At 37.3% G+C, this 21,425-nt stretch carries 19 protein-coding genes; 5 read left to right on the top strand and 14 right to left on the bottom strand.

Annotation, left to right across the window (positions count from 1 at the left end):
• Window positions 1-13 precede the first annotated feature (13 nt).
• Both G525_RS0103960 and G525_RS0103955 read left to right on the top strand, forming a co-directional pair.
• Window positions 14-496 carry a DUF305 domain-containing protein gene (locus tag G525_RS0103960; protein ID WP_027125004.1) on the top strand — a complete coding sequence of 161 codons (483 nt, stop codon included), beginning with the start codon at window positions 14-16 and terminating at the stop codon, window positions 494-496.
• Window positions 497-504: 8 nt separating this feature from the next.
• Entirely contained in the window at window positions 505-2,247 is a 1,743-nt protein-coding gene (locus G525_RS0103955; RefSeq protein WP_027125003.1) for an efflux RND transporter periplasmic adaptor subunit, read from the top strand.
• Between the two features lie 173 nt (window positions 2,248-2,420).
• Here G525_RS0103955 and G525_RS0103950 read toward each other — a convergent pair whose 3' ends face one another.
• A complete protein-coding gene (locus G525_RS0103950; protein ID WP_051209767.1) occupies window positions 2,421-3,494 on the bottom strand; it encodes a saccharopine dehydrogenase family protein in 1,074 nt (357 codons plus the stop codon).
• A 454-nt stretch (window positions 3,495-3,948) separates the two neighbouring features.
• Between G525_RS0103950 and G525_RS0103945 the strand changes: the two genes are divergently transcribed.
• Together G525_RS0103945 and glk are read left to right on the top strand one after the other, a co-directional pair.
• Window positions 3,949-5,025 (top strand): mechanosensitive ion channel family protein, encoded by a 1,077-nt coding sequence (locus tag G525_RS0103945; RefSeq protein WP_027125001.1) that lies wholly within the window; start codon window positions 3,949-3,951, stop codon window positions 5,023-5,025.
• Between the two features lie 258 nt (window positions 5,026-5,283).
• Window positions 5,284-6,369 carry a glucokinase gene (glk, locus tag G525_RS20155; protein WP_051209765.1) on the top strand — a complete coding sequence of 362 codons (1,086 nt, stop codon included), beginning with the start codon at window positions 5,284-5,286 and terminating at the stop codon, window positions 6,367-6,369.
• A 113-nt stretch (window positions 6,370-6,482) separates the two neighbouring features.
• On the opposite strand, the gene G525_RS0103935 is transcribed toward glk, so the two are convergent.
• The 13 genes from G525_RS0103935 to G525_RS0103875 all read right to left on the bottom strand — a co-directional run bounded on the left by G525_RS0103935 (window position 6,483) and on the right by G525_RS0103875 (window position 19,065).
• Window positions 6,483-7,265: a patatin-like phospholipase family protein gene (locus G525_RS0103935; protein WP_027125000.1), complete on the bottom strand. Its 783-nt coding sequence runs from the start codon at window positions 7,263-7,265 to the stop codon at window positions 6,483-6,485.
• Between the two features lie 121 nt (window positions 7,266-7,386).
• Entirely contained in the window at window positions 7,387-8,253 is an 867-nt protein-coding gene (locus tag G525_RS0103930; RefSeq protein WP_027124999.1) for an RsiV family protein, read from the bottom strand.
• Between the two features lie 316 nt (window positions 8,254-8,569).
• Window positions 8,570-9,691: an ABC transporter permease gene (locus G525_RS0103925; protein ID WP_027124998.1), complete on the bottom strand. Its 1,122-nt coding sequence runs from the start codon at window positions 9,689-9,691 to the stop codon at window positions 8,570-8,572.
• A 163-nt stretch (window positions 9,692-9,854) separates the two neighbouring features.
• Entirely contained in the window at window positions 9,855-10,961 is a 1,107-nt protein-coding gene (locus G525_RS0103920) for an ABC transporter permease (RefSeq protein WP_027124997.1), read from the bottom strand.
• Window positions 10,962-11,102: 141 nt separating this feature from the next.
• Window positions 11,103-11,825: an ABC transporter ATP-binding protein gene (locus G525_RS0103915; RefSeq protein WP_027124996.1), complete on the bottom strand. Its 723-nt coding sequence runs from the start codon at window positions 11,823-11,825 to the stop codon at window positions 11,103-11,105.
• 61 nt (window positions 11,826-11,886) lie between these two features.
• Complete coding sequence (locus tag G525_RS0103910; protein ID WP_027124995.1) at window positions 11,887-12,789, bottom strand: ABC transporter ATP-binding protein; 903 nt, start codon at window positions 12,787-12,789, stop codon at window positions 11,887-11,889.
• Window positions 12,790-13,284, bottom strand: coding sequence for a hypothetical protein (locus G525_RS0103905; protein ID WP_027124994.1), 495 nt, complete (start codon window positions 13,282-13,284; stop codon window positions 12,790-12,792). It lies immediately after the preceding gene.
• Between the two features lie 70 nt (window positions 13,285-13,354).
• Window positions 13,355-14,272, bottom strand: a complete 918-nt coding sequence (locus tag G525_RS0103900; RefSeq protein ID WP_027124993.1) for an HlyD family secretion protein — start codon at window positions 14,270-14,272, stop codon at window positions 13,355-13,357.
• A 105-nt stretch (window positions 14,273-14,377) separates the two neighbouring features.
• The gene (locus tag G525_RS0103895) at window positions 14,378-15,628 is read right to left on the bottom strand and encodes a TolC family protein (RefSeq protein WP_027124992.1); all 1,251 of its coding nucleotides are present in this window, start codon (window positions 15,626-15,628) and stop codon (window positions 14,378-14,380) included.
• Window position 15,629: 1 nt separating this feature from the next.
• Entirely contained in the window at window positions 15,630-16,238 is a 609-nt protein-coding gene (locus G525_RS0103890) for a TetR/AcrR family transcriptional regulator (protein WP_027124991.1), read from the bottom strand.
• Window positions 16,239-16,333: 95 nt separating this feature from the next.
• A complete protein-coding gene (locus tag G525_RS0103885; protein ID WP_027124990.1) occupies window positions 16,334-16,630 on the bottom strand; it encodes a hypothetical protein in 297 nt (98 codons plus the stop codon).
• Window positions 16,631-16,651: 21 nt separating this feature from the next.
• Window positions 16,652-17,728 (bottom strand): cytochrome d ubiquinol oxidase subunit II, encoded by a 1,077-nt coding sequence (gene cydB, locus G525_RS0103880; protein ID WP_027124989.1) that lies wholly within the window; start codon window positions 17,726-17,728, stop codon window positions 16,652-16,654.
• Between the two features lie 2 nt (window positions 17,729-17,730).
• Window positions 17,731-19,065 carry a cytochrome ubiquinol oxidase subunit I gene (locus tag G525_RS0103875; protein ID WP_027124988.1) on the bottom strand — a complete coding sequence of 445 codons (1,335 nt, stop codon included), beginning with the start codon at window positions 19,063-19,065 and terminating at the stop codon, window positions 17,731-17,733.
• 334 nt (window positions 19,066-19,399) lie between these two features.
• On the opposite strand from G525_RS0103875, the gene G525_RS0103870 reads away from it, so the two are divergent.
• A complete protein-coding gene (locus G525_RS0103870) occupies window positions 19,400-21,424 on the top strand; it encodes a cation:proton antiporter (RefSeq protein ID WP_027124987.1) in 2,025 nt (674 codons plus the stop codon).
• Window position 21,425 lies beyond the last annotated feature (1 nt).

Raw genomic sequence — 21,425 nt, 5'->3', positions numbered from 1 at the left:
AAAACAAATTATTATGGAAACAAATAAAGAACACTCGAAAAACAATAATTATACAAAATTCATTCTGATGCTGGTGGCATCGTTTATTGCCATGTATGTCACCATGTATTTAAATACATATGCTATAGACCACGTTTATTTTAGCTTGACCCGGTTTTATATGACTTGTTTGGGGATTTCAGCTATGGCGGTCATTATGTGGGTTTTTATGCGCAAAATGTATCAAAACAGGAAAAAGAACATCGCTATCCTATTCGGAAGCTTGATATTATTTGTCGGCGCCCTTGGTTTAGTAAGAGCCCAAAGCCCTGTGGTTGGTGATTTACTGTGGTTGAAAGCTATGATTCCGCATCACTCTATTGCTATTTTGACCAGTTCAAGAGCCGATATTGAAGATCCTGAAGTGAGAAAATTAGCGGATGAGATTATTGAAGCTCAAGAACGAGAAATTGCCGAAATGAAAGAAATGATCAAACGCTTAGAGAGCGCTAAATAAAAAATATAATGAAAAAGAACATTATTTACACAGTTGTTGCCTTGATTGTAGGCTTGTTGGTAGGTTTTCTGCTCTTCGGTGGAGATTCTGGAAACAAGACCGTGAATTCAGACAACCACGAGCATTCAGAAGAGGTTGCCCAAATGTGGACCTGTTCCATGCACCCACAAATTATGCAACCCGAACCTGGAGATTGTCCAATTTGTGGTATGGACTTAATTCCTGCAGATGCCGGTGGTGAAGGGCTTGCATTGAATGAAATAAAAATGACCAACAACGCCATGGCTTTGGCCAATATACAAACGATGGTGGTGGGCACTGAGTCTGAAACTGAAGGAAATTCAATGATGCTTTCTGGAAAGATCATGCCCAATGAAGAAGCCAATGCGGTGCAGGCCAGTTATTTTGAAGGTCGAATAGAGAAATTAAATGTCAATTTTACTGGCGAAAACGTTCGTAAAGGAGAATTGTTGGCGACTATTTACGCTCCGGCGCTAGTGGCGGCACAGCAGGAGTTGTTGACCGCAGCCTCTATTAAAGCATCACAACCGGCGTTGTACAACGCTGTGCGCAACAAATTGAAACTATGGAAACTGTCCGAAGACCAGATCAGCCAAATTGAGACTTCAGGAAAAGTTCGAGAGAATTTCCCGATATATGCGACGGTTTCAGGTACGGTTTCAGAGAAAATTACTGAGGAAGGCGACTACGTCAAACAAGGTCAGCCGATCGTAAAAGTCAGTAATTTAGGTACGGTCTGGGCGGTGTTTGACGCTTATGAAAATCAGATTTCGCAGTTAAAGGTCGGTCAAAAAATAACGGTGACTTCCAATGCGTATCCTAATAAGGAATTTGACGCCACGATATCGTTTATCGACCCAAGTCTAAACACCCAATCCCGAACCGTTTCGGTTAGAGCAACCTTAAATAATAAAGAGGCTATTTTAAAACCTGGAATGTTCGTCACCTCTAAAGTTCAGGTAGCAAAAAGTGGAGAAAAACAAGCACTAATTAGTGTTCCTGCGACTGCGGTGCTTTGGACGGGAAATCGATCTTTGGTATATGTAAAAACGAATCCAGATGAACCAGTTTTCGAGATGCGCGAGGTCACCTTGGGCGCTAAAAGTGGCGCTAATTATAGCATTGTTGACGGTTTGTCCAATGGCGAAGAAGTCGTGGTGAATGGTACGTTTACAGTTGACGCGGCAGCACAGCTACAGGGAAAAAGGAGTATGATGAACACCGCAGGACAGTCGGAAATGGACCCTACCGATCATCTTGCAGACGTTGAAAGATTGGAAGTGCCATCAAAATTCCAAGAGCAACTCAAAGCCGTATTTAATGATTATATGACCATGGAAAGAGCTTTAGTTAACGACAATGCTGAAACACCAAAAAAGGCGGCTGGCGACTTACTTAAAAGCCTTAAAAAAGTGGATATGAAGTTGGTAAAAGAGGAGCCGGGCCATAGCCATTGGATGTTGTTGGATAAAGAGCTGCAAGAGTCCGCCCTTGCCATTTCCAAAACTTCAGATATTGAAGAACAAAGAGATCATTTTATCCATCTTTCGGCACACTTAATCAATGCCATAAAAACCTTTGGCATCAATCAAAAAGTTTATGTGGATTATTGCCCCATGGTGAAAGGTGATCTTGGCGCGTTTTGGATGAGCAAAGAGGAGGAGATCCTGAATCCGTATTTTGGTGCAAGTATGCTACGATGTGGGGAGGTCACAGATGAAATTGAATAACCAATTATTCTCGATTCTATAATTTTAATTTATAAAAGGGTGTATGGAATAAAATCTTGGCATCCTTTTTTTAAATGAATTTATAGCGAAGCGCTAAAGTAAAATTTTTACGTTTTGAACATCTCATAATTTATACACCTGTGGTTTCTTATATATTAAAAGTTGTTTATGAATTATTTAGGATCTTTATAGGTTTCGTACATTGATCCGTAATGTGATTGTAAAAAGACATCCAACGGAATGTCTTCCTGTTTGATAAATCCTTTATTTTTTAATAGACCTTCAGAGACCAAATCCACCACCGACGAAATACTGCAAGCTGTGGTCCAGCTAATGGCGCGCCAATCTTTACCATCCAAGTTTATCTTGCGGTAAGATTCGCTAAATTCTTTACGTCTTAAGCTGCCGTTGATTTTTCCCTCCACGGCGGCATAAACTAGCACAATATCTTCATCAACGAGTGGCAAGGCATTGTTTAGGATCTCTTTTGCTAATTTTCGATCGTTTTTTAACTGTAAATCGTAAAGTAACAATTTCATGCCGTCCCGATGTCCTGGATACCTCATGGTTTTGTAATTTAAAGTATCCACCTTGCCGTCTAAAGTTTCGCACATGGTTCCCAATCCGCCCGAAGTAGAGAATGCTTCGTATTGGCGTCCGTTGATGTTGATCGTTTCTACATCATCCAGCGAGCTTACCATTTTTCGCTGGCCATTGTGAATCACTTCAGCATCATTAAGGTATTCATTAATGACGCCTTCAGCACTCCAAGTAAAACTGTAGCCCAATTGTCCCATAGGATGGAGCGGAAGCGCGCCAACTCTAAGCTTGACCGAACGGATTTCAGAAAATTCAGCATACAATCCCGCTCCCAAGATGCCAATAAAACCAGGTGCTAAACCACATTGTGGCGCCAAAACCGCTTTACTATTTTTGGAAATGTCGCGAATGGCATTTAATGTAGGCACATCTTCAGTTAAATCGAAGTAATGCACGCCCATTTCGGCAGCAGTTTGTGCTATTTTAATATTGAGAAAATAAGGCAAACACGATACTACCGCTTGCTTGTCTTTCAGAAATTTTCGAATGGTGTCGTCATTGGAAACATCACCATTTTTGATAGTGAAAGGGAAAGTGTCATCAGTTTCATCCCGATCCATACCAACCACATCATATTTCGAACTTAATAAGGTAGCCACGAGACTTCCCACTTTACCCAAACCAAGAACAGCTATTTTATCAATCATATGTATTTTCTTTATTTAAAATTGAAAGCAAATCATTCAGTCTTATCAGAATAAGAATCAAGAAATTTACTAGTAAAAAATGAGACTAGGAAAATTATTTACTTTGAATTTATGGAAAACAATTCGTTTTTAGTTCCATGTGATTCTACATAATTAGGCCAACAATAGAATTCTGGATTTGAGCGCTTTTAAAAACGGTTTATGACGCTCGTCCTTAACTTTACTCGCATTTTTAAATGTATAGCATTCAAATACCAAAGGAAGTGATCTTTATCATTTGCCATGATTTTACCAATCGCTAATTTTGGTTATTTCCATCATAACCAATCGCGTTAATCATATATTTTGAAGAGCTTAATGTCTCTAGAGAATAAGAATGAATGTATAAAAGTGATGAAATGATAACAGATTTCATAAAAATTAGTCTTCTGTAGTGATAAAACTTTTTGAAATTATGAACAAATTTATACATACCTATCAATCGGACATTATTTACAGCGGTGTTGTGATTACTAGCGTTGTCGTGCTTTATATATTGACCAGAGTATTATACAATTGGTTGAATAAAAGGAGAAAAGAAATTCTTCCTGGAGCACCAATAAGACCGATAGTTTTAATTAAACACATCTTAACACTGTTATGGTTGGTTTTAGGTGCCATTGCGTTGAGCTTTACCTTTATTGATTTAGATAGGGAGGCCCTGTTGAAAGACTATTTCAAGCTCTTTAGTTATTTAGGAGTGGTATCCGTTGTGACTATTATCGCCGTTATGGTAAGCAATTTGTGGTTCAATTATAAGATCTCGGAAAAGATTGAAAATAAACAGGATCCCACTAACTTTAAGTTTTTGCGGTATATCGGGGTGTTTATTGTTGGATTTATTGGTGTACTACTTTTTTTATATGCCTTCCCATCCCTGAGAGAAGTAACCCAAACGGCCATTGGAGGTGCAGGTATTTTGACGTTGATTGTTGGTTTTGCAGCGCAGGAAGCTTTGGCCAACGTAACTGGCGGCTTATTTATTATCGCGTTTAAACCTTTTAAAATTGGCGATAGAGTTTTGGTATCAGACACGATGGTGGGCACAGTAGTGGATATTACTTTACGTCATACCGTCATTAGAAATTTTGAAAATAAAATGATTGTCATTCCAAATGCCATTATCAATAAAGAAAAACTGATAAATTTCGATTTGGACGAGCACAAAATATGCGAACGGATTGAAATTGGGATTTCCTATGATAGCGACATTGATCTGGCAAAACAAATTATGCAAGAAGAATGTGAAAATCACCCCCTTATTTATGATAACCGTTCCCCATTTGATAGGCAGAATGATGTACCACTAGTAAAAACAGCGCTAACAGCACTAAACGATTTTTCCATTACGATAAGAGCATGGGCTTGGGCACGCAATTATCAGGATTCATTTTCTTTAAAATGTGATGTTTTGGAGAGTATCAAAAAACGCTTTGATAGGGAAGGAATTGAAATTCCATATCCTTATAGAACTATTGTGATGAAGAAATAAGCATTATACAACTGGAAAATTTCTGAATCTTATAATCTTTGTGTCTCTTAATGAAATTTATACAGCGTCGTAAAATCTTTAAATTGCTTGGTTTTTAAGAGACTCATTTTTTGATGAGGAGCTGTATTCGAAATATAAAATATTAGAAGCTATGGTTCTCATCAAATTATTTAACTTTAAGGAGAATTTATGGTTTTATATGGGTCATATATTCATAAAAACATGATCAGATAAGATCCATTCAAAAAGAAAATTTCTATGGGAAAAGTTCAGCGTTTAAAAATTCCGTTTATGCGAAAGGGACAAATTCCTTTGGTTTTTTTGAACACAGGCCACCCTCCTATAGGAGGAATTGTTTTAGCGGCGGATATTGGTGGCACCAAGACAAATTTGGCACTTTTTAAAATTAGTGATGGGCATTTGGAATTATTAAGAGAGCAATCTTTCGAAACAAAAAAGTATGATTTGTGTATAGATTTGTTTAATGAGTTTCAGGTTGAAAGCGACCATAAGATGGATGCTATTTGCCTTGGCGTTGCAGGTCCGGTAATAGCAGGTGTTGTTCAGGGCACAAACTTTCCGTGGAAGATAGATAGCAAAGCCATCAGCAAAGCCTTAAACGTAAAATCTGTATTTGTGATCAATGATTTAGAGGCGAACGCTTTTGGATTGACAACCTTGAAGGACGATGATTTTGAAACTTTAATAGCGGGAAAAAGTATCTCTGGCAATGCCGCCATTGTTTCACCTGGTACAGGTTTGGGCGAAGCTGGTTTATTTTGGGATGGCCATCAATACCGTCCCTTCGCTTCAGAGGGAGGTCATTGCTCGTTTAGTCCACACCACAGTCTGGATGTAGAGATTTATAACTCTATATTTCAGAAATATGGTGATGTAAGTTGGGAAAGATTATTGTCAGGTCAAGGGATTGTAGACATACACGAGTTTTTACGAGCTTACAGAAGTAATCCTATGCCGATATGGTTGAAAGAAAGATTTGCTAATGAAGATCCGGCCGCACTGATTACAAAAACTGCTTTGGACGGCCGAGATCCCGTTTGCTCCGAGACGTTGACTATTTTCCTCAGATTTCTTGCTATAGAAGCTTCTCAAATGGCTCTAAAATTGAAAGCAACTGGAGGGATTTATATTGGCGGAGGTATTGTGCCTAAAATTATAAAAGGTATTGATAAGGATGTCTTTACCACTAATTTTGTTCAAACGGGACGGATGGCAACGTTGCTCAGAATGATGTCCGTGAAGGTCATCCTAAATGAAAAAACACCCTTATTTGGAGCTGCAATGTATGGTGCTATGGGAATTGGAGCTGATGCTGATTCATAAAACTTGTCTTAAATTCTTAAGAGCAAAACCTTCCTATTTCTGAAGGTGATTCTCAAGGTTTGAGCGATGTTGATATGACCTTTGTTATTTTTAGCGGGTCAGGTTAAAAATTATCACTGCTTAAGAGAAATCTCTAGTCTTTTAAAATCTTCGGTGGCAAAAATTTTATTGGTCGCCTTATAGCCAATTTCAAAAATTTCATCAATGTTTTTCTTATCAAAAGTAGCGAATTTGTTCAACTCTGTTGGATATATTACCAAGTCACAGTCGGAGAATTTGGCTAGGTCTTCTTTAACAGATTTTAGCTTAAAGGCTCGTTCAACCACGTGATGTGAATGTTTTAGGTCTTTTATGGTAAGGGCATCAAAACCATCTACGTAAACGCCAATAATAACATCACATTTATTTTTTAGGGCATTCACCGGAAAATTATTGAGAACGCCTCCATCAATATAATAGGAACTTTTAATCTTTACCGGAGCAAATAATCCAGGGAAGGCAGCCGAAGCCAACACTGGTTTAATCAATTCACCTTTATCAAAAATTTTGGGTTTCCCATTCAAAATATTGGTGGCGGTTATAAAAAGTTTCTTTTTCAAAAATGAAAAATCATCGTCTTTTAAATACCCATTGAAATCAGTATAAAATTTTTCTGCATCAATAAAACCAGGTTTGTTGAGTGCAAACTTCATTAAGCTCATAAACTGCACATTCTTAAAAAATGCTATAATAGCTTCCCATGAATGGCCATAGGCGTAAAGGGCGCCAACGATGGTACCCGCACTTGAACCAGCAATATGGGTTGGTGAAACGCCGTGTTCTTCCAAGGCCTTTATAACACCTATATGAGCCGCACCTCGCATGCCACCTCCAGATAATACCAAACCAATGTTCATTTATTTCTTATTTGAATTACAACTGATGCATCATTATATTCAATAATTGAGAATATAGGACATAATTTATGGCTAATCTTTGAGAACAATAAAGATATTTTACTTTTATTATAGACCTTATTTAAAAAACGAGAGGATTTGAATTCGATTTTCTCAAAACAGAGAGTAAATCTACCAATGGCAGTTCTATAGAGTAAGTGCCAGTGTAGGAGGGACACATCACACAATCATCAAAATAAAAAGCGATGTAAGTTTCATTCAAAACGAAGTTGTTTTTAGCCATAAAAAAATCGGATGAGGATATTTCCCAACATTCATAATAGAAATCTCCTTTTCGTATGTTTTCATTAATGATGTCCAATAATTCATCTTCCGTACCTTGAACAAAAATGTCCTCATAAGTTAAGAAAACACCTTTGTTTAAATCAAAATTGAAGCCATCAAAAGAATAGCTGGGATGCATGGCACCTGAATAAAAATTCTCCTTGTAAAAAAGCACACTTACAAGCTGGTCATTCACGATATAGATTTTATAATCTATAAATCGATCTTCCCTAAATTTTGAGGCGGCTATACTATCGCATAACAATTTGCTTTCCTTTATTTCAGAAATAGTTTTTGATACATTGACGTAATACATATTGATAAAGTCATTAAAATTTTTGTTTTTGGTATTGAGAGACTCGTTCAATAATGGGTACTTAAAATTGATTGTAAAGTCTGCTTTATTTAAAACATAGCTGTTATCAATAATCAATTCTTGAAATGCTGATCTTTGATCCTTTTTCTCCATCAGCTCGTTTTGTTTAAATTCTATGGCTAGTGACTTTTCTTGAGACTTAAGATCCTGATCTCCTAATTTAACCGAATCTTTAGACTGTGATTCCATTAACTCATGTATATCAATTTCATTTTCACTTTCCTGACGCGGATCATTTTTACAATTTAAAAACAAAAGCGTCAGCAATACGAGGCATATATTTTTCATTGGATGTGAGGTAGTTTTTTGTGATGGATCTGTTTTCTAAAAACTTCGATTATTCGCAAGTTTGGATATTTGGTTCTACCCATGTGAAATTATATAATTAGGTTTTGGAGATCTATGATATTTATCATAAGCATTAAAATATAACAGGTTCACATTTCTGAGGGTTATACAAAATCTGCCAATTTAAAGTCTGATTTTATGACATTTGAATGGTTAATTTTAAAGCGTGATGCATTACAACTAATCTACCAGCGTATGCTGTTTTTGAATAGGTTGTAATGATATTTTGATTTTAAATTAAACGGCGACACAGACATCAATTCGTTTTTTTATAACTCCAAACCGCTAAAACATTCATAACAATAGCATAAACGAGAGTCTTAATGAGTTGAGGAAGAATATCCATAAACCCCGAGCCTTTCAGCATGACCATCCGCATGACTTCAACATAGTATTTTATGGGATTGAACTCGGTAATGATTTGTGCCCATTTTGGCATACTTTCTATGGGCGTAAACAATCCGCTCATTAAGATAAATATCACCATAAAGAACCATGCAATAAACATGGCTTGTTGTTGGGTGTCTGTGAAATTTGAAATGAATAACCCAATTCCCAACACCACTAAAATATAAATGGACGTGTAGAAATACATGAGCGCCAAACTGCCTACCATGGGAACGTTAAAAATCAATCTTGCCAATAGTAATCCAACGGTTAGCAGGCCCATTCCAATGACCCAAAAAGGAAAGAGTTTCCCGATGATGAATTGGCTTTTCTTTATGGGCGTCACATTAATCTGCTCCAAGGTACCAATTTCCTTTTCTCGGACAATATTCATCCCTGAAAGGAAAAGGGTGATCATTGTCACTAACAAAACGAAGATGCCAGGCACCATAAACGTTTTGTAGTTTAAGGTTTCATTGTACCAAAATAGGGGAATGGTTTCAATGGTTATTGGTTGAATTTGAGCATCCGAAATTTGTGCCAAATCTGTTCTGATATTCTTGTTGTAGTTCTGTATGATTTGTGTGATATAGACATTTTCAACACCCGCGGCTGCACCGTCAATCGCATTAATGGTAACTCCTAAAGTTCCGTGTTTTTCTTTTTGAAGATTGCGTTCAAAATATCTTGGAATTTCTAAAACGACATCAATTTCTCCCTTTAACATTGCTGAACTAGCAATCGCTTCTGATGGAAAATCCGTCAATAGATCAAAATACGTTGAGGCATTAAATTTTTCTATCAATGCTCTTGATGTTGACGACTTATCATTATCAATATAAGCGAATTTGATATTCTTAACCTCAAAAGTAGCGGCATTGGAAAGAATAACCAGTTGGAGCAGGGGTAGGACAAAAATAATAGGAAGCATGCCTTTATTTCTAAAGATTTGCTTGAACTCTTTTATTATGATGTAAAGTATTGTTTTCATAACATTCCCGCGAAAGCAGGAATCTCTTTTAATTATTAATTCATTATAAATATGCTTCAAAGGTTTTTAAAACCTTGCAGGACGTTTGTTTCTTTTATTTTTACTTAAAGTACCGTCTACCGTCTACCGTCTACCGTCTACCGTCTACCATCTACCCACCAATCTACTCCAACCTAATCTTATACTTCTTAACACTCAATGCGATAAAAAACACGGTCATTCCCAATAAAATCAAGGTTTCTTTCCAAATAAATTGCATTCCTACACCTTTGAGCATAATGGCTTTTAAAATAATGATAAACCATTTGGCAGGAATGATATTGCTGATGATTTGGAGCAGCATTGGCATGCTCGAAATAGGGAAGATAAATCCAGATAACAAGATCACTGGCAGCATCAATCCCATCAATGAAATCATCATCGCAGTTTGTTGGGTTGCCGAAATAGTTGAAATTAAAATGCCTAATGCTAATGAGGTGATGATGAATAATACACTTTCCAGACCTAATAAAAACAGACTTCCTTGTACTGGCATGTTAAAGATGAAAATGCTCAACATCACGATAACTACTGCATTTATTATAGACAGAAATATATAAGGGATTACTTTTCCTATAATTACCTGAAACGGTTTTAATGGAGATACTAAGAGGATTTCCATAGTACCCAATTCTTTTTCTCTTGTAATTGAAATGGAAGTCATCATTGCCGAAACCAGCATCAAAATGATGGTCATCACTCCAGGAACGAACATGTACACACTTTTTAGTTCTGGATTATAAACCATACGGGTTTGGGGCATTATTTGATAGGCAATAGTAATATCCTTGTTCAGTTCCTTTTGATACTGCTGAAGGATGGCATTTACGTAATTGGTAATCGTATTGGCAGTATTTGGATCTGTGGCATCCGTAATAATTTGAATGGTAGCTTTGTGGTCTTTGACGAGGTTTCTGCCGAAGTCTTTTTCGAAGTTTAAAACAGCTTTCACCTGTCCTTTTTGGAAAACTGAAGCAATATCCGCTTCACGAGTGATCATTTGTTTGATACTGAAATACTTTGATGCCGCAATCTTATTAATGATTTCTTCTGTGGTGTTATCTTTTGAATGGTCTAAAATAGCGATATCCACATTATTTATTTCATTGGTAATGGCAAATCCAAACAGTAGAATTTGCGCAATGGGCATTCCGAAGAGAATAAACAATGAGCGCCTATCCCTGAAAATATGGTAGAATTCCTTTTTTATAAAACCTATGAATCTTTTCATGTCACTCCCTGCGAAGGCAGGGATCTCTATTTAGTTAATAATTTTAATTGTTACACAGAGCGTCACAGAGCGTCACAGAGAAATCACAGAGCTGCACAGAGTTTTTAAACTGTAAACCGCGACCGCGACTGAAAACTCATTTCACCCGCGCGCCAACTTCAAAAACACATCATTCATACTATCCGCCTGAAACTGCTCCTTAAGTTTTTTCGGTGTGTCCATAGCTTCAATTTTTCCATTCACCATAATGGATACCCGATCGCAATATTCTGCTTCGTCCATATAATGTGTGGTCACAAAAACAGTGGTGCCCTGATTGGCGGCTTTATAGATCATTTCCCAAAATTGGCGTCTTGTAATGGGGTCAACGCCTCCTGTGGGTTCATCTAAAAACACGATTTTTGGATCGTGAATCAACGCTACTGAAAACGATAGTTTCTGTTTCCAACCCAATGGTAGCGATCCTACTAATTGGCTGGCAACCTTTTCAAGTCCTAATTCTTTAATTAATGCTTCTGATTTTTCTTTAATTCTTTTTCGCGATAAACCATATATCCCACCAAAAAAGGTAATATTTTCCTTAACTGTTAAATCGTCATACAATGCAAATCTTTGGCTCATATAGCCAATGTTTTTCTTGATATCGTTGGGATTGGTCAAGACATCAAATCCTGCTACGGTGGCATTTCCAGACGTCGGATTGGAAATACCGATCAGCATTTTTATGGCTGTAGTTTTTCCTGCACCGTTGGCACCCAAAAAGCCAAAAATCTCACCTTTTTTAACATCAAATGTGATGGCATCTACAGCTGTAAAATCACCAAACATTTTGGTCAATCCTTCTACTTGTATGACTTTGTTCATATGCGTTTTATTATACCTACAAGGTTTTCCTTCTTCGGCGGACAGGTGGAAGCCTCATAGGTTATTTTGCCAACTCCATAAAGGTGTCCTCAATCGTCGCTTCAGTTTGTTCAATTTCTATATCGGATAGGTTCTGAGCTTCTAAATATTTCTGCAATTCCTTCGGATTAAAATCGGTTCTACTATCGGTATAATGGACAAACTCGCCAAAAGGATAGATGCTATGGTTAAACTCATAGTCTTTTAAACTTCTGATCAGCTGGTACATATTATTTGAACGAACGTTGTAAATGGGTTTCGGATAGTGTTTTACAATAGCCTTTGGAGTGTCAATCTGCAAAATTTTCCCATCTTGAATCAAAGCCACTCTATCACAAAGAGCGGCTTCATCCATATAAGGGGTGGAAACCAAAATGGTGATCCCTTTTTGTTGCAAACGTTTTAGCATTTCCCAAAATTCTTTTCGTGAAACGGGATCCACGCCTGTGGTAGGCTCGTCCAAAAACAAAACTTTGGGTTTGTGGATCAATGCACAGCTCAATGCGAGTTTCTGCTTCATTCCCCCCGATAATTTTCCGGCACGGCGATCTTTAAAAGGCTCAATTTGTACATAAATATCCTTTATCAAATCGTAGTTTTCATCTATGGTCGTTCCAAAAATAGTAGCGAAGAAGTTCAAATTCTCCTCAACCGTTAAATCTTGATAGAGCGAGAATCTACCAGGCATATACCCAACATTCTTCCGAATCTCTTTATAATCTCCAACCACATCAAAACCGGCAACAGTGGCTGTGCCTTGGTCTGGAAATAAAAGCGTTGTTAAAATCCTGAACAGCGTTGTTTTACCAGCGCCATCAGGACCTATCAGCCCAAACAGTTCATTTGGTTTGACGTCAAATGAAATGTTTTGTAGGGCTTTTACGTTTTTATAGGATTTTGATATGTTAGAAATTGAAATACCCATTTATTTAAAATAATCGTAATAGGCGTTGATGTTTTCATCAATCGTGCTTTTGAGCTTTGAAGCGTCTTCAACAGTTTCAGTTTGTGTAAGCGCGGCAATTTTTTCGATCAATGGGTGCAACCAAACATGTAAATTGTCATGTGCAGGACCTTGCATCGTACAATTTTTTATGACATAATTTTTATCTTCATTAAGTAAGTCAGCCAATTTATGATATTCAGCCAAGGTACTTGTTGTTTGAGTGTTTATGGTATGTTGCAATTTTTTAACGCCTTCATTGGTCGGGAGATCGGACTGCCATTTCTCGCCATTGTCCATTTCTATCTCTTCTGTCCAAGAATTATCATACACATTTGCAGCAGCTTCAACGTGATGTTCGTTTAAGTGATCATCCCTATTTTCAACTTCTTCTGAATGCGTAATGGGTTCTTGCTCTTTGTTGTCTTTACAGCTTACTAATACTAATAGACTGATGGTAAAAATTAAATGTTTCATTGTTTTTGATTTTAGTGGTTATTATTATTATTATTATTATTATTATTTGAATTGATTATTAAAATTTATATTAATTATTTGTCTCTTTGGAAAGAGTTGGGGATAGGATCCATAGTTCAGCGGGCATTCCTATTTTTAAGCTTCCGTCGTTAACGACGTCTACCTTTACAGCATATACCAAGGCCACACGTTCTTCTTTGGTTTGGATGATTTTTGGTGTGAATTCCGCTTCCGAGGCGATCCAGCTAATTTTACATTCGTAAGATCTCATCGTATCTGCGTCATCAATTTTGACCGTCACTTCTTGTCCTATTTTAATGTTGGCCAATTGAGTTTCGCTGATGTAAACACGTAATTGCATGGTGCTTAAATCGGCAATTTTATAAAGTGGCCTTCCAAAAGAAGTGATTTCATTCGGTTCTGAATATTTAGTCAAAACAGTTCCGTTTATGGGATTGATAATTTTACTTTTTTGAATCTGGTCGTCAATTTGTTTTAATTGAACATCAATGCTTTTTAGTTCATTGACCACAGGGGCATTTTGGATTTCCACACTGCGAATTTGATTTTTGATAACGTCAATTTGGCCCTGAACATCGTCCAGTTGTTTTTGGGTTCCTGCATTATCCTTTATCAGGTTTTCTGTTCGCTCTCTATTGGTGTTGGCTGTTTTTAACTGGGCATTCAACACGTTAATTTGGGATAATACACCTTTGGATTTTGAACTGATGACTGCTTTTGAAACCTCTAATTGCTCGCGTTTTAGGGCTAATGGAATGGTGTCGATATAACCTATGAATTTGTCTTTCATAAGCTGATCACCTTCAGAAACCTCAAACTGCATCAGTTTTCCGTTGTTTTCAGCTGAAACGGTTATTTCTGTGGCCTCGAAATTGCCGTAACCGTCTGCTTTTCCGTTGGAATCGCTACAGGAAAATAGGGTAGTGGCCACTATGCTTAAACCTATTATATGATTGTAATATTTCATGTTTTATGTTTCGGTTTCCCGCGGTTTCCCGCGGTTTTCGCTGATTTCGTAGATATTTTCTGCGTTGATCTGCGAGATCTGCGGGACAATTATTGCCGGAAATTATTACTGCCCTTTGATGACGTTATAATTTGCTTTTGCCAGTTGTAATTGAATTTTATGTTTTATCAAAGTATTTTCATCTTCGTATAAATTGGTGAGCTCGGTTATGTATGCCGATGAGGTAATGACCCCGTTTTTTAGCTGTGAATCTGCCATTTTAAGAACCTCTTTTCGAAGATCGATAATCTCCAGATCTGAGGTGATAAACGCTTCAATCTTCTCGATTTCCTTTTGCTGCTGATTCAGTTCGGTGTTGGTGTTTAGTTTAAACGTTTCGGTTTCAGTATCGATAAGGTCTTTATTGATGGACAATGATTCGCGCTGTTTTTTGTTGGAGTTCCAGTCGAAGACATTCCAATTCAATTTGACGCCAACCGTATAAAATGCTTGTAAGGAATTGTCCAGAGGATTTAACCCCGGATTTCCATAGCCACCTGTAGCGAATCCGAGCAATTTGGGTGCGTTTTGTTTAGCGATCAAAGCTTCGTTGCTTTCAATTTCATCTTTTTTGAGTTGAAACAATTCTAATTCAGGACGGTTCAATTCTGTTTCTGATACTGTTTCCACTAAAGTGTTTTGAAATAGGACTGAAGTGCTCAATGGCTGTCCGATGACGTTAGAAAGTGTTTCAATGAGTGAAACCTTATTACTTTCGACTTCAGTAAGCTGCTGATTTATTTTCACCAATTCAACTTCCAAAACCTTCTCAGATGATGGTAAAATATCACCGTATTTAATTCCTGAGGTCACTTCGCTCAGTTTGGCTTGTAACTGTTCTTGTTTCGCTTTTAACAATAAATGCGTTTCCTGTGATAACAAAATGGAAAAATAGAGCTGATTGATCTTTTGCTTTAGTTGATACAAATTGACTTCAACCTGTTTTTGCTTGGTTTTGAGTTGGGATGATTTGACATCTAAAGAGGCATCCGTCGCTCCTCCATTATAAATAAGTTGGTTGACCGATAGTGTTGCACGATACTGGTCTTTATTAAGCGGTTCGATATTTGAATTTGGGATGGGAACTTCAATCACATCGGATTGATAGGTGGCTTGTGCATCAAAACTCAATTGCGGGAGTTTGGCGTTGGAAACCACTTCTTTTTCTAATTGGTTTTGTGCATCCAACAATCCAGATTGCTTGGCCAAAGGGTAATTGACGGTCGGAAGATCATAGCATTCCTGTAGCGTTATGCTTTGTTGTGAAACCATCACGTTTGTGAATAATCCTATTAAAATAATTAGGGATCGTTGCATTTTATGATTGCTTGATTGAATTGATAATAAAGTTGGCGACCTCTGTTTTTCTACTTTCTGTAAATGCCTTGTACGCTTTTTCGTCTTTTTTTGTAAGCGCTTTAACCAATGGCTTTCCTAAAAACGGAAAGATGTTGAGGGCTAAGATATTGACGAATAATTGGTCCGCGTCTATGGGTTTTAAATTTCCTTGACTAATTTCAGCATCCACTTTTGCTTTAAATTTTTCGAGATTTGGAAAGCCTGTGTTCTCCTTTAGTTTTAGAATGAAATCTTCATTTCTGTTGAGCTCATTGATGATGAAGTTTGGTAAATACGGATGCTTCATCATGAACGTTGTATAATCATTGGTGAAATTCCTGATTTTCTCCTCAATGGGAGAATCATCGTTTAGTATAGCATTCAGCTGTGGCGCTAAAAGCGAAAATGCATTTTTAAAAACAGCCTCAAAAAGCAATTGTTTACTTCTATAGTAATAGTGAAGCATCGCTTTATTAATGCCAGCCTTATCTGCTATTTCCTGCATTCTTGCACCATCCATGCCTTTAGATTGAAATACATCCTTGGCAGCGTCCAATATTTGATGTTCTGTCGTTTCTTCCTTTTTCATTTTAACTAATAGGTTTAACCAAATGGTTAACAAATGTACAAAAAATAATCGAATGCTAAATAATTCGATTTATTTTCAATTTTATTTTCCCGAATTTATGGGTTTAATTTGCTCTTAATCAGTTTTATAGCAATGACACCAATCGCTCCGCCAACGATTGAAACCAACATGTTTATTACAAATAATACGTGATTTGTTTCGCCTGTTTCCATAATCGACATCGGATCAAAACCAAGGCGCCCAAAGGTTTTTATAAAAAATATACTGCCAAAAACACCTGCCATGGTATTGCCAATAAATCCCAATGAATATTTTTTGTTAATAACAGCAAATCCATGAGCCGCAAAAATGCCCATAAAAATACTGATGAGTGCAATGAGTGTATCTGTCATAACAAGGGATTACTTAGCAAATTAATGGTCACCATAACCTACATCATCCATCTTACCACGGAAAACACGATATTGAACAAACATATAGACCGCAACCAAAAATGCTGCAATGACAAACCAATATACCCCAATAGACAATCCATAGTCGTGGGCTGCAACATTATATAAGGTTAAAGACGGATTGACATCGTTAGTAGAAGGCAATACTTTGGGGAATATCGAGGCTACCGTAGAAGCTAATCCCCCCAGCAGAAACAAGGTTGAGAATAAGAAGCCTAAACCGTCTTTTTTGAATGATTTTACTTTAAACAAACCAAAGAGTCCCGTAAACGTAATCAGCGGAAAGATAATTAACCAAGGATGTTCCATAAAGTTGCGAAATGGATTTGGATCAATGATATGCCAGGTTGACAAGGATATTATGACCAATGCCAACAGCACAAAATTCAAATTGAAAATTACCTTTTTTAGTTTTGGGTTGAGGTCAGAGTTGGTCTTGAAAATAATCCAATTGGCACCATGAATTGCCAAGGACACCACGCCAACCAAGCCCAACATTAAGGTAAACCAATCGATTACTCCCAGGTGTTCGGCATGCGGACTAAAACTCGAATTCCATAAGGGCAAAAAGAAAAAATGGGGTTCATGCGTGGAAACACCATCGGTAACCATACCCAAATTCACACCTCTTACGATATTTCCCAATGCGATCCCGAAGAATAGGGCCAACAATAAACTTGCAATTCCAAAGGCTTTATCCCAAACGGCCTCCCACATTCTGTTCTTTATCTGTCCTCGTAATTCGAGACCAATCGCCCTAAAAATAAGTAACCATAAAATCATCATCAACGGCAAGTAAAACCCACTGAATGACGAAGCGTACAACGTGGGAAACGCAAAAAACAAAACACCGCCAACTGCTATGAGCCAGACTTCATTGGCATCCCAAAATGGGCCAATGGCGTTTGTCACGGCCTTCTTGTCTTTTTCTGTTTTGGCAAAAAACAAATGAATGATTCCTGCACCAAAATCATAACCATCCAAAATGACGTAGATGGTTAACATGGTCATTAATATGATATACCAGAGTAGTTCCATAGTTAGATGTGTTTTGTGGTTTCAGGGCCTTTATGAATAATTTTCGCGGCCAGCATGATGAACAATAGTCCCAATAATGCGTAAAGTCCAATAAAGCCAAGCAAGGTAAACAAGGTGTTTCCTGAAGAAACGGTTGGAGAAATTCCATCTGCAGTTCGTAAGAGATTATACACCAGCCAAGGTTGTCTTCCCAGTTCGGCGGTGTACCATCCCGCAGTGTTGGCGATATACGGAAACGGCAGCATAAACATCAACGTCCACAATACCCATTTAGTAGTGTAGAGTTTCTTTCGATACAATTGAATGCCTGCAATAAGCAATAAGCCAATAAAAATAGTGCCCAAGCCCACCATAATATGATAGGAATAATACAATCCGGGAATATTTGTTGGATAGACACTTTCATCAAATTCATTGAGACCTTTAATCTCTGCATCCCATCTTTGGTAGGTTAAAAAACTCAATACATTTGGAACTGCAATTTTATTATCGAGTTTTTTGTTTTCAACGTCGGGTTGCCCAATTAAGATAATTTCAGCGCCGCCATCTTCGGTTTCGAAAATGCCTTCCATGGCTGCAAAGGTTACCGGTTGGTGTTTGGCCACATTTTTGGCAGCCCAATCTCCAGTTGGGAAAGCCACCAAAATACTGGAGATCAATCCGAAAATAATACCTGTTTTTACAAAAAGTTTCCCGAATTCGCTGTGTTTATTATTTAATAAATAAAAAGCGCCAATAGATGCCACGACAAATGAAGAGGTAATGACGGAGCCCATTTGATTATGTAAAAATGCAGGCATCAACCACGGATTGGAGAACAACGCTCCAAAATTGTTGAGTACAAATTTTCCATTTTCCAGAATTTCATAACCAACCGGGTACTGCATCCATGAATGCGTGGCAATAATCAAATAGCCACTTGCCCAAGATCCTAAAAACACCAGAAAACCCGTTAGAAAGTGCAACTTCTGTCCCATTAATTTTTCTCCAAACAGGAATAGGCCCAGAAACGACGATTCCAAGAAAAAGGAAAACATTCCTTCCATGGCAAGTGTTTGACCAATAATGCCTCCCGTAAGTTCTGAAAACTTCGCCCAATTGGTGCCAAACTGAAACTCCATGGGAATTCCTGTGACAACACCCATTGCAAAATTTAACGCAAAAATTTTCATCCAAAATTTGGCGGCGTCGTTGTACTTGTCAATCTTGGTTCTTAAAAATCGCCATTTAAAATAAACGATCATTAAGGATAATCCCATGGTCAATTGTGGAAATAGGTAATGGAAAGTGATCGTGAAAGCAAACTGCATCCGATCGTAAAAGAGCATGTCTTCCATATTGAAAAAGCTTTTTAGCACTGCTTATATCCTGTGAAGATATAAAAATTCCCTTTTTAATTAAGTAACAAGAGTTGCGGGTCTCACTTTTTTTATAAAAGTGCCTTTTTTCTAGGTAAGTCATTAAGTGGCAGAAATTCAATATCTAAATTTTAAAAATACTTAGAATCTAAAGGTTTCTATAGCCTGTTTTTTATCAAAATTTAACAGTAAAGCTACATTGAAGCTGTAAATAGATAGTATTCTTTTTCTTATGTTTGCTCTATAATTTTATATTGAATCTTGTTTAATCATAAAATTATTATTTTTAAATTCTTTATTAGCATCGTCAACTATGGATACGGTTATAAATCAACTTTTAGAAGAGTTTCAATTACCGCTCCATAATCCTGTTCTGATTTTTTCTTTGATTCTCTTTATTATTTTGTTGGCACCTGTAGTGTTGCACAAAATTCGCATTCCTGGTATTATTGGGTTGATTGTATCCGGTATCATCGTTGGACCTGCAGGATTAAATATTTTGGAGAAAAGTCTTTTTGTCGATGTTTTTTCAACCATAGGGCTTCTTTATATCATGTTTATTGCTGGGTTGGAGTTAGATTTGAATGAATTTAAAGCTACGCGAAACAAAAGTCTTTTATTTGGTTTTTTAACATTTACAATCCCCATTGCTATAGGGTTTCCAGTGTGCTATTATATTTTGGGTTTTGATTTTAACGCGAGCCTCCTTACCTCAAGCATGTTTGCTACCCATACGTTGGTCACTTATCCTATAGTCAGTAAACTTGGGGTTTCAAAGAATGTTGCGGTTGCCATTACGGTTGGAGGGACTATCTTAACAGATACGGCGGTTTTGATTATGTTGGCCATTATTTTAGGTTCGCATGACGGCGGATTAACGCAGGAGTTCTGGATCCGTTTGGGCATTTCCTTAGTGCTTTTCTCTGCATTCATGTTCTTGGTGATTCCTAAGATTGCGAAATGGTTTTTTCAAAAATTGGAGAGTGAAAGACATTCACATTATATTTTTGTACTATCAGTGGTTTTTTTCTCTGCATTTTTGGCCGAGATAGCCGGCTTGGAGTCCATTATAGGGGCGTTTGTTGCAGGTTTGGCCCTCAATAAGCTGATTCCTCATTCGTCTGCATTGATGAACAGGATTGAGTTTATAGGCAACTCGTTATTTATTCCATTTTTTCTTATTAGTGTAGGAATGATCGTCGATATTAGTGTGATCATGAGCGGACCAATGGCGTTGATCATTGCTGGCACACTTACCGCAGTGGCCATTTCAGGAAAATGGCTTGCAGCTTTTTTTACCCAGATTGTTTTTAAATTTTCCAAAGGTCAGCGCAAATTGATTTTCGGATTAAGTAGTGCCCACGCCGCAGCTACTTTAGCGGTCATCTTGGTTGGGTACAAAGCAGGGATTTTAGACGCCAATATTCTTAACGGTACTGTTGTCTTGATTCTTGTGACCTGTATCATAGCGTCTTTTGCCACAGAAAGCGCTGCTAAAATGATCATCCGTGACACTGATGGGGAAGAGGATATGTTATTGATGAGTGGATCGCACCGCGAAACTATTCTGATTCCTATTGCCAATTTGGTAAAAATTGAAAAAGTTTTGGATTTTGCAGTGTTGATAAAGGATAAAAAATCAATCAACCCGCTTTCTATATTAACTGTAGTTCCTAATACCCATGCCGCAGAGAAAACCATAATCAAGGCCAAGCAAGGCCTGGAAAATTATTTAAAGGAAGCCACGGCTTCTGATACCAATGCCAAGGTTATAGCGACTATTGATCACAATCCGGCAAGTGGTATTTCAAGAACGGCAAAGGAGATCATGGCTGATATCATTCTGTTGGGATGGCCGCAAAAGACTGGCTTCTTAGATAAGTTGATAGGTGACAAAATGGAAAGTATTTTACAGAATACTGAAAAAACCCTGTTTATTTGTGACTTTGAAATCCCGTTGGTTAATCATAAGCGGTTATTTATGATGGTTCCTCCGAATGCGGAACTTGAAGAAGGCTTTTCTCATTGGATCAATAAAATTGGAAAATTATCATTGGAATTATCCATTCCTATTCATTTAAATTGTACTGAACTTACTTATAAAGCGATATTAAGGTTCGCCAAGGAAAATAAAGTAACCTTAAGCACTAGCTTTAATCGTTTCAAGGATTGGGACGATTTTCTTATCCTTTCAAGAAAAATTGATGATACGGATTTTATCATCTTGGTATCTGCAAGAAAAGGCTATATTTCTCATTTTGGACATTTGGATAAATTGCCGTTAAAATTAGAAAAACACTTTCCAAATCTGAGCAAAATGGTTATTTATCCTAAATAAC

Source organism: Gelidibacter mesophilus DSM 14095, from assembly GCF_000423005.1.
In the GTDB taxonomy this organism is placed as follows: Bacteria; Bacteroidota; Bacteroidia; order Flavobacteriales; family Flavobacteriaceae; genus Gelidibacter; species Gelidibacter mesophilus.
This window is presented reverse-complemented; position numbering and strand designations above follow the sequence as displayed.